The organism is Streptomyces sp. NPDC096132 (assembly GCF_044763345.1).
GTDB lineage: Bacteria > Actinomycetota > Actinomycetes > Streptomycetales > Streptomycetaceae > Streptomyces.
The window spans coordinates 1-16,283 of the sequence record NZ_JBIWGA010000001.1; the positions used below are offsets into that span (position 1 = coordinate 1).

Here is a 16,283-nt window from a genome sequence, read left to right on the forward strand (position 1 = left end):
GGTACTGCAGGGGGGACCCTGTGGGAGAGTAGGACACCGCCGAACAATCATTCCGGGAAACCCCCGCACCGTCTGGTGCGGGGGTTTTCTGCGTTTAGGGGTCGGTCGGATTTACGGGCTCTCGCGCGAGAGCCCATCGTTTGTCATAGACGGCCCGCTGCCTTCAGAGCCAGGTACGCATCCGCCAGTGCCGGGGCGAGTTCGTCGGGGGTCGCGTCGACGACTGTGACGCCGTGCCGGCGAAGTTGTTCGGCTGTGCGGTGGCGTTCGGATTGGGCCTGGGCGGCGGCTGCGGCGTCGTAGACCGCTTCGGCATTTCCGCGGGATGTGGCCATGCGGGCGATGTGGGGGTCGGCGACCGAGGCCACGAGGAGTGTGTGGCGTTGGGTGAGCTGAGGCAGGACGGGGAGGAGGCCTTCCTCGACCGGGGCTGCGTCGAGCGTGGTCAATAGGACGATCAACGAGCGGCGGGGGGCCGTACGGAGTGCTGTGGCGGTGAGGGTGCGGGCGTCTGTTTCGACGAGTTCGGGTTCGATGGTGGCCATTGCGTTGACCAGGGAGGGCAGGACGTCGCGTGCGGTGCGGCCTTGCACAAGGGCGCGTACGCGGCGGTCGTAGGCGAGGAGGTCGACGCGGTCGCCGGCGCGGGATGCCAGGGCGGCCAGGAGCAGGGCGGCGTCCATGGAGGCGTCCAGGCGGGGGGCGTCGCCGACGCGGCCTGCGGAGGTGCGGCCGGTGTCGAGGACCAGGAGGATGTGGCGGTCGCGTTCGGGGCGCCAGGTGCGGACCGCGACAGTGGAGTGGCGGGCTGTGGCGCGCCAGTCGATGGAGCGGGTGTCGTCGCCGGGGACGTATTCGCGCAGGCTGTCGAATTCGGTGCCTTCGCCGCGGGTCAGGACGCTGGTGCGGCCGTCCAGGTCTCGGAGGCGGGCGAGTTTCGAGGGGAGGTGCTTGCGGCTGGTGAAGGGGGGCAGGACGCGTACGGTCCAGGGGACCTTGTGGGTGCTCTGGCGGGAGAGGAGGCCGAGGGGGCCGTAGGAGCGGATGGTGACGCGGTCGGCTTCGCGGTCGCCTCGGCGGGTGGGGCGCAGGCGGGTGGTGACGCGGCGGCGTTCGCCGGCGGGGATCGTCAGGTGGTGGCGGGAGGCTTCGGGTTCTGTGCCGGGCTGCCAGCTGCTGGGGGGCCAGGCGTCGCGGAGGTGGGCGCGCAGGGGCCGGGGCGAGGGGTTGGTGATGGTGAGGGTGACGTCTGCGGGTTCGCCGAGGCGTGCGGAGGTGTCGCCGGAGCGGGTCAGGCGCAGGCGACGTACGGGGGCTGCCAGGGCGTAGTCGCAGGCGCACGCCAGGGCGAGGGGTGCGTTGACGGCGAGGATGCCCGTCCAGCTGGGTTCCCAGATGCCGACGGGGAGGGAGCCGAGGGCCGCGAGGAGGGCGGCGCGTCCGGTGAGTGCCATCAGCGGGGGACGGGGACGTGGGCGAGGATCGCGTTGATGACGGAGTCGGGCGTCACGCCTTCCATTTCGGCCTCCGGGCGGAGTTGGACGCGGTGGCGGAGGGTGGGGAGGGCGAGGGCTTTGACGTCGTCGGGGATGACGTAGTCGCGACCGGTCAGCCATGCCCAGGCGCGGGAGGTGGCGAGGAGCGCTGTCGCGCCGCGCGGGGAGACGCCCAGAGTGAGGGAGGGGGATTCGCGGGTGGCGCGGCAGATGTCGACGACGTAGGCCGTGATCTCGGGGGAGATGGTGGTTTTGGCGACGGCTGCGCGGGCGGCTTCGAGGTCGGCGGGGCCTGCTACGGGGCGGACGCCGGCGGCGTGGAGGTCGCGGGGGTCGAAGCCCTCGGCGTGGCGGGTGAGGACGTCGATCTCTTCCTGGCGGGTGGGGAGAGGCATCGTCAGTTTGAGGAGGAAGCGGTCCAGTTGGGCTTCGGGGAGGGGGTAGGTCCCCTCGTATTCGACGGGGTTCTGGGTCGCGGCGACGAGGAACGGGTCGGGGAGGGGGCGGGGGGTTCCGTCGACGGTGACCTGGCGTTCCTCCATCGCTTCGAGGAGGGAGGACTGGGTCTTCGGTGGGGTGCGGTTGATCTCGTCGGCGAGGAGGAGGTTGGTGAAGACCGGGCCGGGCTGGAAGGAGAACTCGGCGGTGCGGGCGTCGTAGACGAGGGAGCCGGTGACGTCGCTCGGCATGAGGTCGGGGGTGAACTGGACGCGTTTGGTGTGGAGTTCGAGCGCGGAGGCGAGGGCGCGGACGAGCAACGTTTTGGCCACTCCGGGGACTCCTTCTAGGAGAACGTGTCCACGGCAGAGGAGGGCGACGACGAGGCCGGTCACGGCGGGGTCCTGGCCGACCACGGCCTTGGAGATCTCGGCGCGCAGGGCCTCCAGGGAGGCTCGGGCGCGGCCCGGGTCCCCGGTGTTCCCGGCGTTGTCAGTGGTCGGGTCCATCATGGACGGCGTACCTCTCTTTCGAGGGCGTCGAGTTGGTCGGCGAGTGCGATGAGAGCTGTGTCGTCGCTGGGCGGCGGGCCGAAGAGGAGGGAGTGCAGGGGCTGTCCGTCGCCGTGCAGGTGGGCGGACAGGGCGGGGACGAGTGCTTCGGGTGCGTGTGCCTGGGTGACGGGGACGCCTACGAGAGGGGCGAGGCGGGTGCGGGTGGTGGAGCGGAGAGCGGCGGCCGCACGGTCGCGGGCGTTGGCCTTGCGGTAGAGGCGGGCGCGGCCTTCGACGGTTTCGGAGGCCCGGATCGCCACGGGGAGTTTTTCGGGGACGAGCGGGCCGAGTCGGCGTGCCCGCCAGAGGGCGGCGAGGGATGCTGCGACGAAGAGTTGCAGGGTGCCCCAGAGCCAGCCGGAGGGCAGCAGGTCGAAGAAGCCCTTCTGGTGGTCCGGGTCGGTGGCGGTGGTGTCGGAGAGCGAGGGGAGGTACCAGGTCAGATGGGGGCGGGAGCCGAGGAGTTGGAGGGCGAGCGAGGCGTTGCCCTCCTGGTCGAGTCGGGTGTTGTAGAGGATGTCGGGCGCGCCGAGGATCACGGTGTCGCCGTTCCCGGAGGTGTCCGGGAGGCGCAGCAGGGTGGCCAGGCGCCGGCTGGGGTAGCACTCGTCGGCGTTGAGGTGGCGGGTGCTGTAGCGGATGCCGCCGGTTTCGGCGGTGCCGGCGCGCTGGGCGGCGGGCAGGTCGCACGCGGGGGCGAGGGCTGCGCCGCGGCTGGTGGCGGGGTCGGCGGTGACACCGGGAGCGAGGGTGCCCACGGACCAGCTGCCGGGGGCGACGAGGATGGTGCGGCCGCCGGAGTCGGCAGTCATGGAGCGCAGTTCCTTCTGCTGTCGCTCCGTCAGAAGGTCGGGGGACGCGACGAGAAGGGTGGTGTCGGGGCCTGCGGCGGTGCGTGCCTCGGTGAGGGTGGTGACGACGCGGGTGGATACGCCGCGCTCGGCGAGGAGTTCGGCGACGGCGCGGCTGCCGTAGAGGTCGGCGGAGCGTGGGTCGAGGGCGCCGTGTCGGGTGTCGGACTGGAGGGCTGCGAGCGCGACGGCGCCCGCCAGGAGAAGCGCGAAGGCGAGAGCGAGCCCTCGCGTGCGGGTCCACAGGTGGCGGGCGGTGGGCGAGGCCGAGGTGGAGGGGAGCGTGGCCTCGGTGGTCATTCGGCGGCTCCCTGGCGGGTGGTGGGGGCCGTGGTGAGGGGGCTGCTCGTCGTGAGCCGGGGTTTGGCGCGTTCCAGGTCGAGGTCGAGTTCGGCGATGCGGTGGTATGCCTGCTCGGTCGCTCTGCGGCCGCCGTATGTCACGTCGTCGAAGTCGTGGGCGGCGGTACGGAGTCGGTCGGTGTGGGAGGGGAGGGTGCGGCCGGCTTCCGCCGCGGCTTCGTCGGCCGTACGGCCGGGGCGGGTGTCGAGGAGGGCGCGTTCCTCGAGGGAGCGGACAATGGCGCGCATGCGTTCCTGGACGGCCTGGTTCCAGTGGCCCTGGGCGGCGTGTGCCTCGGCGGCGGCGCGGTGTTCGGCGGCGTTGCGGGGGCGGTCGTCGAACAGGGTGGCGGCGGAGGTGGGTTGGCGGCGGGGGGTGCCCAGGCGCCACCACAGGGCGCCCACGACGGCCACGACGGCTGCGATGACGACCAGTACGCCGAGTGTGCCTCCGGGGGTGGCGGTGGACGCGGTGTCGAACAGGTCGCCGATCCAGTCCCAGAAGGTGTTCAGGGCGCGCTGCAGCAGGCTGGGGTCGTTCTCGTGGTACAGGCGTTTGGACAGTTCGCGCCGGGCGGCTTCGCGCGCGGGATCGCGGGGGATGGTCAACGGCGGTTCGCCGTCCGAGCGGGCCTGCGAGAGCAGGGAGCCGTCGGTCGCGCGCAGCAGGGTGTGTACGGCGGTGACGACCTCCCCCGTCGGGCTCACCGCATCAGCTCCCTGGGGTGGTGCTGGGTTCGGGGGAGCCGTAGCCCTGGACGCCGGCGGCGCGGGCCAGTTCGAGGTCGAGGGCCTCGCGGCGGATGCGCTGGTCGATGTAAAGGAGTACGACGACTCCTGCCGCGATCGGGAAGGTGATCATGGAGCCGATCACCGAGCCTACCCCGCTGACGATCAGGTAGGTCCAGCCGTAGTCGCCGGTGCCGTCGACCAGGCCGCTGATGCCGCTGCCGCTCAGTGCGGCGCCGGCGAGGGCGAAGGGGACGACGACGATCGTCGCGACGATGTTGGCGATGATCAGGGCCAGCAGTTGGATGCCGAAGACCCGCCACCAGGAGCCGCGGACGAGCTTGGCGGAGCGGCTCATCGCCTTCTTGATGCCCTGCTTCTCCAGCATCAGCGTGGGCGAGGCGAGGGAGAAGCGGACCAGCAGCCACAGGGCGACGAGGACTGCGCCGAGGCTGCCCAGCACCGAGAGCGCGGCGCCTGCCTCCTCGGCTCCGGCCGCGCTCACGAGGACGCCCGGCAGAGCGCCGGCGGCGCCCACGGCGCCCGCGATGAGCAGCAGAAGGAAGATCAGACCGAACAGCCTGGGCACTCGGGGACGGGCATCGCGCCAGGCGTCCCCGAGGGTGACCGGCTTGCCCAGGACGGCGCGGCTGGTGACGGCCGTGAGCAGGGCTGTCGCGAAAATGGTGCCGACCAGGGTGATCAGGAGGATGACACCGGAGTTGAGCAGGAGATCACCCATGGCGCGGGTCTGCTCGTCGAGGGTGGCGCTCGGGTCGTTGAGGGCGGAGGTGTCCGTGGTGCCGTCCAGGACGAGGCCTTGCAGCAGGACGACGATGATCTCGGTGACGATCGCGACGGTCAGAGAGATGCCCAGGACCGTGCGCCAGTAGGTGCGCATGGTGGAGACGGCGCCGTCGAGGATCTCGCCCACGCCGAGCGGGCGGAGCGGGATCACACCGGGCTTCGCGGCGGGCGGGGGTCCGCCCCAGCCGTTGCCCCAGCCGGGGTAGCCGCCGTAGCCGGGGTGGGTGCCGTAGCCCGGGTGGCCGTTGGGAGCGCCGCCGTAGCCGCCGGGGCCGGCGGCGGGTCGGTCGCCCCAGCCCGGGCCGGGCGGCGGGGGAGGCGGGGTCTGGCCCGGGTTCTGGGGGCCTGCGGGCGCGGACCACTGGCCGGGTGGCGGCTGGTCCTCGGACCACTTCGTGCCGGGGCTCGGTGGATTCTGGCCCGGCTGGTCCGCGGGCTGCGGTTCGGCGGGCCGGTCGGCCGGGTCGGACGCGCCGGGCTCCCGTCCGTCGGACGGGGCGGATCCGGGCGAGGCCCAGCCCGGAGTGTCTTTCATCGTCGCTCCTTCACGGTGCCCGTCCGCGGTCGCGGCGGCAGGTTGGCAGCCATCGTGCCATGGGGCGGTCTTGGGGAGACCGGCCGCGGTAGGGGCTGCACACCTTCAATTGTCCGCCGGACAACGGGCAGACTGACCGCATGGCTGATCAGTACGCGCAATCCGGTGAGGACAAGCGGCCGGCCGAGATACCGGCGATCCGCTGGGAGGAGCCGCCCGAAGGCCCCGTGCTGGTGCTACTGGACCAGACGAGGCTGCCGGCAGAGGAGGTCGAACTGGTCTGTACGGACGCCTCGGCGCTGGTGGAGGCGATCCGGTCGCTCGCGGTGCGTGGGGCGCCGCTGCTCGGTATCGCCGGGGCGTACGGCGTCGCGCTCGCCGCCGCGCGAGGCTTCGACGTGGACGAGGCGGCCACGTCGCTGGCCGGGGCACGGCCCACCGCGGTGAACCTGTCCCTCGGCGTGCGACGGGCCCGGGCCGCGTACCGGGCGGAGGTCGCCAGGGGAGGTGATTCGGCGCAGGGCGCGCTGGCGGCGCTGGCCGCGGCGCGGCAGCTGCACCGGGAGGACGCCGAGGCCAGCGCCCGGATGGCCCGGCACGGACTGGCGCTCCTGGATGAGCTGCTGCCCGGCGGCGGACACCGGATCCTCACGCACTGCAACACGGGCTCGCTGGTGTCCGGCGGGGAGGGGACGGCGTTCGCCGTGGCGCTGGCCGCGCATCGGACGGGGCGGCTTCGGCGGCTGTGGGTGGACGAGACGCGGCCGCTGCTGCAGGGCGCCCGGCTGACGGCGTACGAGGCGGCGCGCAGCGGTATGGCGTACACCCTGCTGACGGACAACGCGGCGGGCTCGTTGTTCGCGGCGGGGGAGGTGGACGCGGTGCTGATCGGGGCGGACCGGATCGCGGCCGACGGTTCGGTGGCGAACAAGGTGGGGAGCTATCCGCTCGCGGTGCTCGCGAGGTACCACCATGTGCCGTTCGTCGTGGTCGCGCCGGTGACGACGGTGGATCCGGAGACGCCGAACGGGGCGTCGATCGAGGTGGAGCAGCGCCCAGGGTTCGAGGTGACCGAGGTGACGGCTCCGCAGGTGCCGGTGACGGGAGCGGGAGGGGGGATTCCGGTGGCGCCGCTGGGGACTCAGGCGTACAACCCGGCGTTCGACGTGACGCCGCCGGAGCTGGTGACGGCGATCGTGACGGAGGAGGGCGCGGTGTCGCCGGTGACGGCGGAGGGGCTCGCCGAGCTGTGTGCGCGGGCGCGCTCCGGGGCGGGTGCCTGATGCCCTTGAGATCAAAGTCTGTCGGTGAGGGCAGACAGTGACGGTCCAGTACGACTATCGTCACCGGGCGGTGAGGCTTCTCACCTGCGTCACCTTCACCGTTATGAGAATGGGATGATGTCGTTTATGAAGGGACGAGTCCTTGTCGTCGACGACGACACCGCACTGGCCGAGATGCTCGGCATCGTGCTGCGTGGTGAAGGTTTTGAGCCGTCTTTCGTAGCCGACGGCGACAAGGCGCTGGCCGCGTTCCGGGAGGCGAAGCCGGATCTGGTGCTGCTGGACCTGATGCTGCCCGGCCGGGACGGCATCGAGGTGTGCCGCCTGATCAGGGCGGAGTCCGGCGTGCCGATCGTGATGCTCACGGCGAAGAGCGACACCGTCGACGTGGTCGTCGGGCTGGAGTCCGGCGCCGACGACTACATCGTGAAGCCGTTCAAGCCGAAGGAGCTTGTCGCCCGTATCCGGGCGCGGCTGCGCAGGTCGGAGGAGCCGGCGCCGGAGCAGTTGGCCATCGGTGACCTCGTCATCGACGTGGCCGGGCACTCCGTGAAGCGGGACGGGCAGTCGATCGCGCTGACGCCGCTGGAGTTCGACCTGCTGGTGGCGCTGGCGCGCAAGCCGTGGCAGGTGTTCACACGCGAGGTGCTGCTCGAGCAGGTGTGGGGTTACCGGCATGCGGCCGACACGCGCCTGGTCAACGTGCATGTCCAGCGGCTGCGCTCCAAGGTCGAGAAGGACCCGGAGCGGCCGGAGATCGTGGTGACCGTCCGTGGCGTCGGTTACAAGGCTGGACCGAGCTGACATGTCCGGGGACAGTGCCGCTTCGGCCCCCGGCCGGTCCGGGGTCCGACCGGAGCGGCCTGTCGGCCGGAAGACGATGGGTTCACGTTTCGGACGCCTCCTCGAGGGCGGGCTGCTCCAGGGCGGGATGCAGGGCAGCCCCGTCCTGCGCCTGCTGCTGCGCTGGGTGCGCAGGCCGCTGCTGCCCGTCATGCGGCTGTGGCGGCGCAACATCCAGCTCAAGGTCGTCGTCACCACTCTGCTGATGTCACTCGGCGTCGTCCTGCTGCTGGGCTTCGTCGTCATCGGGCAGGTGCGCAACGGACTGCTCGACGCCAAGGTCAAGGCCTCCCAGAGCCAGGCCACCGGTGGGTTCGCCGTGGCCAAACAGAAGGCCGACGAGGCGACCGGCGCGGGAGCCGACGACAGCAACGCCGTGGGCGGGCGCTCCCCGCAGAACGTCATCGAATGGATGAGCGAGCTCGTGTCGTCGCTGTCCAGTGGCGGCCAGGGCGCCTTCGACGTCGTCACCCTGCCGCCCGGCGACGACAGTGGCGGCGGCCGCGGGCCGCGTGCCTCCGGCTACGTCGACCCCAACAAGAGCGTCCCCGAGGAACTGCGCGCCCACGTCAACACCAGTACGGGCGCGGTCCAGAGCTACTCCCGCATCCTGTACAGCAACGACAAGGAATCCCAGCCGGCCCTCGTCATCGGCAAGCAGCTCAACGACCCCAACGGCGACCCCTACGAGCTGTACTACCTCTTCCCGCTCACCCAGGAGGAGAAGTCGCTCAGTCTCGTCAAGGGCACCCTCGCGACTGCCGGGCTCTTCGTCGTCGTACTCCTCGGCGCGATCGCCTGGCTCGTGGTGCGGCAGGTCGTCACACCCGTACGGATGGCCGCCGGAATCGCCGAACGGCTCTCCGCCGGGCGGCTGCAGGAACGGATGAAGGTCACCGGCGAGGACGACATCGCACGGCTCGGCGAAGCGTTCAACAAGATGGCGCAGAATCTCCAGCTCAAGATCCAGCAACTGGAGGACCTGTCGCGGATGCAGCGGCGGTTCGTGTCCGATGTCTCGCACGAGCTGCGGACACCGTTGACCACCGTGCGGATGGCCGCAGACGTCATCCATGAGGCGCGGGAGGACTTCGATCCCGTCACCGCGCGGTCCGCGGAGCTCCTCGCCGACCAGCTCGACCGGTTCGAGTCGCTGCTCGCCGACCTGCTGGAGATCAGCCGCTTCGACGCCGGCGCCGCCGCTCTGGAGGCCGAGCCCATCGACCTCCGCGAGGTCGTACGGCGCGTCGTCAGCGGGGCCGCGCCCCTGGCCGACCGCAAGGGCACGACGATACGTGTCCTCGGCGACCAGCAGCCCGTCGTCGCCGAAGCCGACGCCCGACGCGTGGAGCGCGTGCTGCGCAACCTCGTCGTCAACGCCGTCGAACACGGTGAGGGCAAGGACGTCGTCGTCAAACTGGCCGCCGCCGGCGGCGCCGTCGCGGTCGCCGTACGCGACTACGGTGTCGGACTCAAGCCCGGCGAGGCCACCCGTGTCTTCAGCCGCTTCTGGCGCGCCGACCCCGCACGCGCGCGTACCACCGGCGGCACCGGACTCGGACTGTCCATCGCCCTGGAGGACGCACGGCTGCACGGCGGCTGGCTGCAGGCCTGGGGCGAACCCGGCGGTGGCTCACAGTTCCGCCTGACGGTGCCGCGGACCGCGGACGAGCCGCTGCGAGGCTCGCCGATACCGCTGGAGCCCAAGGACTCACGCCGCAACCGCGGACTCGACGACCCCGCACTGGCCGGCCGGAACGGGGAGAAGAGCGCCACTGTGCCGGTGCAGCCGCCCGGAGAACAGCTCTCGTCCGCGCGAGCCCCGCTCACCCCCCGCATGGCCACCGTGGCGCCCACGGCCGACCCGACCGCACTGCCCGGCAACGGCGCGCGCGTCGTGCCCCGGCCCGCATCGGGCACCCGCCGCCAGGACGACCCCGCCCGCGCGAGCGCTCCGGAACAGGCGGACACGGCACACAGCGACACCCCGGACCGGCCGGACGCCGGACCGCAGGGCCCGGACGAACAAGGGGAGGCATTCCGTGGGCGCTGACCGCGAGGGGAGCGCCCGGCGCACGCCGGCGCGCGCGGTGGCGTACGCCGCCTGTGGCGTCGTACTGCTCGCCGGGTGCGCCTCCATGCCCGACAGCGGCGACCTGCGGGGCGTCGAGTCCACACCCCGCCAGGACACCCAGGTACGGGTATTCGCGATGCCGCCCCGCGACGACGCGCCGCCCTCGGAAATCGTCCAGGGCTTCCTCGAAGCACTGACCAGCGACGACCCCAGCTACTCGACGGCACGGCAGTACCTGACCACCAAGGCCGCCCAGAACTGGGAACCCGAACGGTCCACCACCGTCCTGGCCGACGGACCGGGCACCGCGAACGACAGGCCGGGCGGCCGGGAGGGGAACGACGACTCCTACTCCTTCACCCTCACCGGCACCAAGGTCGCCACCGTGGACGCGCAGCAGTCGTACGCGCCCGCCTCCGGCGGCTACAACCAGACGGTCCACCTCACCCGCGACAAGAAGACCGAACAGTGGCGCATCGACGTCCTCCCCCAGGGTGTCGTCATGGGCAAGTCGGACTTCCAGCGCAACTACATGTCCGTCAACAAGTACTACTTCGCCTCCAACACCACCTCCGCCGCCTCCGGGCAGCCCATGGCCGTAGCCGACCCCGTCTACGTACGCGAACGCATCGACCCCATGACCCAGATGGTCCGCTCCCTGCTCAACGGACCCACCAGCTGGCTCCGCCCCGTCGTCCGCTCGAGCTTCCCCACCGGCGCGGCGCTGAAGAAGGGCGTCGCCGCACTCGCGCCCGACGACCAGAACAAACTCACCGTGCCGCTCAACGACAAGGCGGCCCACATCGGGCAGAGCAAGTGCGACGAGATGGCCGCGCAACTGCTGTTCACCGCGCAGAGCCTCACGCCCATCATCGACGAGATCGCCCTGCGGGCGGATGGCAGACAGCTGTGCTCCCTCACCGAGGAACGGGCCGCGGCCGTCGCCGCGCGCGGCAGTGAGACCGACCCCGAGTACCTCTACTTCATCGACGGCCACCACCAGCTCGCCCGCATGGCCGCCAGCGCGGGCGGCAACGCCGAGGCCGACCCCGTCCCGGGCGCGTTCGGCGACGGCAGCAAGCAACTGCTCGCGGTGGCCGTGGCCCGCGACGAGCACAGCGCCGCCGGAGTCGCCCTCGACGGCAAGAACCTCTACGTCACCTCCACCGTGCCCAGCGGCTCCCTCGGCGAACCCGTCCTGACCAGCACGGGCAAGACCGAGGCCGACCGGCTCACCACACCCACCTGGGACGCCCAGGGCGACCTGTGGGTGGCCGACCGCAACCCCGCCGACCCCCGGCTACTCCTGCTGCAGAAGGGCGGTGGCCGGCCCATCGAGGTGCTCACCCCGCGACTGGACGGCCGTATCAACGCCGTACGGGTGGCCGCCGACGGGGTACGGATCGCGCTCGTCGTGGACAAGGACGGCAAGCAGTCCCTGCTCATCGGGCGAATCGAACGCTCCGCGGGCAGCGGGGACCAGCCGTCCGTGTCCGTCCAGGAACTGCGCTCCGCGGCACCCGAACTGGAGCAGGTCACGGCCGTGGCCTGGGCCGGAGACAGCCGGCTCGTGGTGGTCGGGCAGGAGTCCGGCGGAGTCGAACAGGTGCAGTACGTGCAGTGCGATGGTTCGATCCCCGAGTCCGGAACCCTGCCCGGCCTCACCGAGGTCACGAGCATCGCCGCCTCCGAGCACAGCGATTCCCCCCTCTTCGCGACCTCCAAGGACGGGCTGCTGTGGCTGCCCGGCGGGAGCGGCTGGCGAACACTGAAGGAAACCGCCTCGGTCGCGTTTTATCCGGGGTGACCTTTCCCCCGGCCGGGATCATCTGATTTATCGGGCTGAGCTGCTTCTTTTTGCGGCCTGAGTGCCTTCGGCCGGAGTTACCGGCCGGTTTTCCACAGGCGGGCCACGGCGGTTTTCCACAGGGGTGGCCGACCCGTTCACACCGCGGCACAGTGGTGGACGTGGAAGGCGTTCGCAGATGGTGGCAGGAGCTCGCCGGCCTCGTCCTGCCGGCCGAGTGCGCGGGCTGCGGACGGGCCCGCACAGTGCTCTGCCCGCAGTGCCGTGCCGCGCTCGACGGGAACCCGCCGTGCCGGGTGCGGCCGGTGCCGGAGCCGGCCGGACTGCCCGCCGTCCACGCGGCGGCACGGTACGCGGACGAGGTACGGGCCGTGCTGCTGGCGCACAAGGAACGCGGCGGGCTGGCGTTGGCGCGGCCGTTGGGGGTGGCGTTGGCGGGGGCTGTGGGGGTGGGGTTGGGGGAGGAGGGGGTGGGGGAGAGGCCCCCGCCCCCTGGGAACGGGAACGTACTGCTGCCGCCCCCGGGAAACATCCTGCTCGTCCCCGTCCCCTCCGCCCCCGCCGCCACTCGTGCCCGTGGGCATGATCCCGCGCGGCGTATCGCGTTTGCGGCGGCCGGGGAGCTGCGGCGGGCCGGGGTGTCGGTGCGGGTGGCTGCGGTGCTGCGGCAGCGGCGGGTGGTGGCCGATCAGGCGGGGCTCGGCTCGCGTGAGCGGCTGGACAACATGGTGGGCGCGCTGGCGGTGGTGCCCGGGGGCGGGCGGTTGTTGTGCGGTGGTCCGGTGGTGCTCGTCGACGACCTGGTGACGACGGGGGCTTCGCTCGCGGAGGCGGCGCGTGCCGTGCGGTGGGCGAGGGCGGCGGGGTGCGCAGGACGGGCGGAGGGGCATGTTCCGAGGGTGGGGGAGGCGGGGCGGCGGGGGCGGGCGTGCGGGGGCGATGGTGGGGTGGGGGAGTGGGGGTGGGAGGAGGCAGATTTCGGGGACGGTCGTGGCGGGTCGGCCGTGTATGCGGGTGTCAGTCGGGAAGGCAGAGGGGTACGGCTGTCAGGGACGAAGGAGGCAGGTGTGGGCGTGGACCGTGGTGGTGGCGTGCTCTGCGCGGCCGTGGTCGCGGCGCCTCCGGATTCCTTCGGAATAAACCGGAACTGACCGAGAACTTGCGTCGTTGCAGGTAATGACAGGGTCAATTCACCTGAACGGAGGTACGCCGTAGTAGAGGGTGACGACATCCGTCCGGGCGAGATATGTTCGGTTGTGAGGGAAAGCCGCAGGCCACACCTCTCATATCCGAATGCCGTGCTGCGGTTTCGGTAATCATCCGTGGCACCTGGGGTGTAGATCTCGTCCATGGGGGAGGAGGAGGTGGAAGTCACCAAGTCCGAGGTTCCGGTGCCCACCGGAACCTGGTGCAAAAGGGAGACGCTCCGCAGCGAGGCGGAGTGATCCGGGAACGGAGTTCTGCGTGGACATCGTCGTCAAGGGCCGCAAGACCGAGGTGCCCGAGCGGTTCCGCAAGCACGTGGCCGAGAAGCTGAACCTGGAGAAGATCCAGAAGCTCGACGGCAAGGTGATCAGCCTCGACGTCGAGGTGTCCAAGGAGCCCAACCCCCGACAGGCCGACCGGTGCGAGCGAGTGGAGATCACGCTTCGCTCCCGCGGCCCTGTGATCCGGGCGGAGGCCGCGGCCAGCGACCCGTATGCGGCACTCGACCTGGCGGCGGAGAAGCTGGACGCCCAACTGCGGAAGCAGCACGACAAGCGGTACACGCGCCGCGGCGCACGCCGGCTCAGCGCGGCAGAGGTTCCCGACCACGTCCCGGGCGTGGCGACGCTCAACGGCAACGGACACCCCGTTCCCGCCGAGGCGTCGGACAGCGTGCCGACCAAGAAGATCGGTTCGCTGGAGGTGCAGGGCGATGGCCCCCTCGTGGTCCGCGAGAAGACCCACGTCGCCGCTCCGATGACTCTCGACCAGGCCCTCTACGAGATGGAACTGGTCGGCCACGACTTCTATCTGTTCGTCGACTCCGAGACCAAGCAGCCGAGCGTCGTCTACCGGCGCCACGCCTACGACTACGGCGTGATCCATCTCGACACGGACCCGATGGTCGCCCAGGCGCACTCCCCCGAGGCGGGCGGCGCGCTGGGTGGCTGACCCGGGCCGGTGACAGCCGAGCGGTGTGCCCCTGGAGCGCGGTGTGCGCCCCCAGGGGCACCCGTGTGCGACCCCTTGGGGCATCGCTCTGTCACCGCGTTGTCGCCCGGGCATGGAATCATGGCCAGGGCGGTCCAACCGGTGGGCCGTTGCCTTGGGTTGGCGATGGCTCACGACCACGGCCACAGCCTTCAGGGGGAGGAACGATGGCGGACAGCTTCGGACCGATGCGGGACGAGGATGCCGACGACGGCGTCGTCGGCATGGGCCCGGACGCGGGCACCTCACGCAAGGAGCCGATCAGAGTCCTTGTCGTGGACGACCACGCCCTGTTCCGCCGGGGACTGGAGATCGTGCTCGCGGCCGAGGAGGACATCCAGGTCGTCGGTGAGGCCGGGGACGGTGCGGAGGCCGTGGACAAGGCGGCCGATCTGCTGCCCGACATCGTGCTGATGGACGTACGGATGCCCAAGCGCGGTGGTATCGAGGCGTGCACCTCCATCAAGGAGGTGGCCCCCAGCGCGAAGATCATCATGCTGACGATCAGTGACGAGGAGGCCGACCTCTACGAGGCGATCAAGGCGGGTGCGACGGGCTATCTGCTGAAGGAGATCTCGACGGACGAGGTCGCCACCGCGATTCGCGCGGTGGCCGACGGGCAGTCGCAGATCAGTCCCTCGATGGCGTCGAAGCTGCTCACCGAGTTCAAGTCGATGATCCAGCGGACCGACGAGCGCCGGCTGGTGCCCGCGCCGCGGCTGACGGACCGCGAGCTTGAGGTGCTCAAGCTGGTGGCCACGGGGATGAACAACCGTGACATCGCCAAGGAGCTGTTCATCTCCGAGAACACGGTGAAGAACCATGTGCGCAACATCCTGGAGAAGCTGCAGCTGCACTCCAGGATGGAGGCGGTGGTGTACGCGATGCGGGAGAAGATCCTCGAGATCCGCTGACCGCGCTCAGCGCAGGGCGGTGATCAAGGCGCGCGTCACCTCTTGGGTGAGGGCGTCGTGCAGTTCCGGGGCGTCCACGCGTTCCACTCGTACGTCCATGCAGTCCACCCAGCTCGCGGCCTCGACCAGTGCCTCCGCGACCGCGGGGACCGCCTTGGGGCTTTCCAGCGTGACCTGTCTGGCCACCAGGGTGCGGCCCTCCCGGGCGGGGTCCACGCGGCCGACGAGCCTGCCGCCGGCCAGGACGGGCATCGCGAAGTAGCCGTGGACCCGCTTGGGCTTGGGGACGTAGGCCTCCAGGCGGTGGGTGAAGCCGAAGATGCGCTCCGTCCGTGCCCGCTCCCAGATCAGGGAGTCGAAGGGGGACAGGAGGGTGGTGCGGTGGCGGCCGCGCGCGGGCGTGTTCAACGCCTCCGGGTCGGCCCAGGCGGGTTTGGCCCAGCCCTCCACCGTGACCGGGACGAGGCCCGAGTCGGCGATCACCGCGTCGACCTGGTCGCCCTTGAGGCGGTGGTAGTCGGCGATGTCGGCGCGGGTGCCGACGCCGAGGGACTGCCCGGCCAGGCGGACCAGGCGGCGCAGGCATTCGGCGTCGTCCAGTTCGTCGTGCAGCAGGTCGGACGGGATGGCGCGCTCGGCGAGGTCGTAGACGCGCTTCCAGCCGCGGCGCTCCACGCAGACCACCTCGCCGTACATGAGGGCGCGTTCGACGGCGACCTTGGTGCCGGACCAGTCCCACCACTCGCTGGTCTTCTTCGCGCCGCCCAGTTCGGTGGCGGTGAGGGGGCCTTCGGCGCGGAGCTGTTTGACGACCTGGTCGTAGGTGCCCTCGGGGAGGTCGTGGTTCCAGTGGGGGCGGTTGCGGTAGGCGCGGCGGCGGAAGGCGAAGTGGGGCCATTCCTCGATGGGGAGGATGCACGCGGCGTGCGACCAGTACTCGAAGGCGTGGGGGCGGGCCGGGGACGTGCCGGAGGCGTCGGTCGTCCAGTAGGCGTTCTCGACCGTCTTGCGGCCCACTGCGCCCAGGCGGGCGTAGGGGATCAGTTCGTGGGAGCGGGCGAGGACGGAGATGGTGTCGAGTTGGACCGCGCCGAGGTGGCGGAGGATGCCGCGGACGCCGGCCTTGCGGTCGGGGGTGCCGAGGAAGCCCTGGGCGCGGAGAGCGATGCGGCGGGCTTCGTCTGCGGAGAGCTCGGTGGCGGGGCGCGGGGTCGTCATGGGGCGCACGATAGGGGGTGGGACTGACAGTGCGGGGTGAGCTGGGGATTTGGTCGGTGGGGGTGTGCGTGGGGGGTTTCGCCCCCGCCGGCCCTGCCCTTCCCGTCCCGGGGGGGGGGGGGGGGGGGGGGGGGGGGGGGGGCGGGCGCCCGCCCCCCGGCCCGCCCCGCCCCCCGCCCCGCCCCCGCGGCGCCGAG

General features: G+C 71.4%; 13 protein-coding genes. 7 read left to right on the plus strand and 6 right to left on the minus strand.

Annotation, left to right across the window (positions count from 1 at the left end):
• Window positions 1-143 precede the first annotated feature (143 nt).
• From ACIRF9_RS00005 to ACIRF9_RS00025, 5 genes are read right to left on the minus strand one after another with little or no spacing between them, the layout of a single operon-like run.
• On the minus strand, window positions 144-1,454 hold the full coding sequence (locus ACIRF9_RS00005) for a DUF58 domain-containing protein (protein ID WP_403813867.1): 1,311 nt from the start codon (window positions 1,452-1,454) through the stop codon (window positions 144-146).
• Entirely contained in the window at window positions 1,454-2,443 is a 990-nt protein-coding gene (locus tag ACIRF9_RS00010) for an AAA family ATPase (protein ID WP_403813870.1), read from the minus strand. The genes ACIRF9_RS00005 and ACIRF9_RS00010 overlap by 1 nt, the downstream gene beginning before the upstream one ends.
• Complete coding sequence (locus ACIRF9_RS00015; RefSeq protein ID WP_403813873.1) at window positions 2,443-3,639, minus strand: DUF4350 domain-containing protein; 1,197 nt, start codon at window positions 3,637-3,639, stop codon at window positions 2,443-2,445. The genes ACIRF9_RS00010 and ACIRF9_RS00015 overlap by 1 nt, the downstream gene beginning before the upstream one ends.
• Window positions 3,636-4,388: a DUF4129 domain-containing protein gene (locus ACIRF9_RS00020; RefSeq protein ID WP_403813875.1), complete on the minus strand. Its 753-nt coding sequence runs from the start codon at window positions 4,386-4,388 to the stop codon at window positions 3,636-3,638. Before ACIRF9_RS00020 ends, ACIRF9_RS00015 begins: the two co-directional genes overlap by 4 nt.
• A gap of 4 nt (window positions 4,389-4,392) precedes the next feature.
• Window positions 4,393-5,751: a glycerophosphoryl diester phosphodiesterase membrane domain-containing protein gene (locus tag ACIRF9_RS00025; RefSeq protein ID WP_403813878.1), complete on the minus strand. Its 1,359-nt coding sequence runs from the start codon at window positions 5,749-5,751 to the stop codon at window positions 4,393-4,395.
• A gap of 140 nt (window positions 5,752-5,891) precedes the next feature.
• On the opposite strand from ACIRF9_RS00025, the gene mtnA reads away from it, so the two are divergent.
• The 7 genes from mtnA to ACIRF9_RS00060 all read left to right on the plus strand — a co-directional run bounded on the left by mtnA (window position 5,892) and on the right by ACIRF9_RS00060 (window position 14,868).
• Window positions 5,892-7,034, plus strand: coding sequence for an S-methyl-5-thioribose-1-phosphate isomerase (gene mtnA / locus ACIRF9_RS00030; protein ID WP_403813881.1), 1,143 nt, complete (start codon window positions 5,892-5,894; stop codon window positions 7,032-7,034).
• 114 nt (window positions 7,035-7,148) lie between these two features.
• A complete protein-coding gene (gene mtrA, locus ACIRF9_RS00035) occupies window positions 7,149-7,838 on the plus strand; it encodes a two-component system response regulator MtrA (protein WP_187283109.1) in 690 nt (229 codons plus the stop codon).
• A gap of 1 nt (window position 7,839) precedes the next feature.
• Window positions 7,840-9,930, plus strand: coding sequence for an MtrAB system histidine kinase MtrB (gene mtrB / locus ACIRF9_RS00040; RefSeq protein ID WP_403813885.1), 2,091 nt, complete (start codon window positions 7,840-7,842; stop codon window positions 9,928-9,930).
• Window positions 9,920-11,758 (plus strand): LpqB family beta-propeller domain-containing protein, encoded by a 1,839-nt coding sequence (locus tag ACIRF9_RS00045; RefSeq protein WP_403813888.1) that lies wholly within the window; start codon window positions 9,920-9,922, stop codon window positions 11,756-11,758. The genes mtrB and ACIRF9_RS00045 overlap by 11 nt, the downstream gene beginning before the upstream one ends.
• Window positions 11,759-11,919: 161 nt before the next feature.
• Window positions 11,920-12,909, plus strand: coding sequence for a ComF family protein (locus tag ACIRF9_RS00050; RefSeq protein ID WP_403813891.1), 990 nt, complete (start codon window positions 11,920-11,922; stop codon window positions 12,907-12,909).
• A gap of 313 nt (window positions 12,910-13,222) precedes the next feature.
• Window positions 13,223-13,915: a ribosome hibernation-promoting factor, HPF/YfiA family gene (hpf, locus tag ACIRF9_RS00055; RefSeq protein ID WP_055638881.1), complete on the plus strand. Its 693-nt coding sequence runs from the start codon at window positions 13,223-13,225 to the stop codon at window positions 13,913-13,915.
• Between the two features lie 206 nt (window positions 13,916-14,121).
• Entirely contained in the window at window positions 14,122-14,868 is a 747-nt protein-coding gene (locus ACIRF9_RS00060; RefSeq protein ID WP_403813894.1) for a response regulator, read from the plus strand.
• A gap of 6 nt (window positions 14,869-14,874) precedes the next feature.
• Here ACIRF9_RS00060 and ACIRF9_RS00065 read toward each other — a convergent pair whose 3' ends face one another.
• A complete protein-coding gene (locus ACIRF9_RS00065; protein WP_403813898.1) occupies window positions 14,875-16,086 on the minus strand; it encodes a winged helix-turn-helix domain-containing protein in 1,212 nt (403 codons plus the stop codon).
• Between the last annotated feature and the right edge of the window lie 197 nt (window positions 16,087-16,283).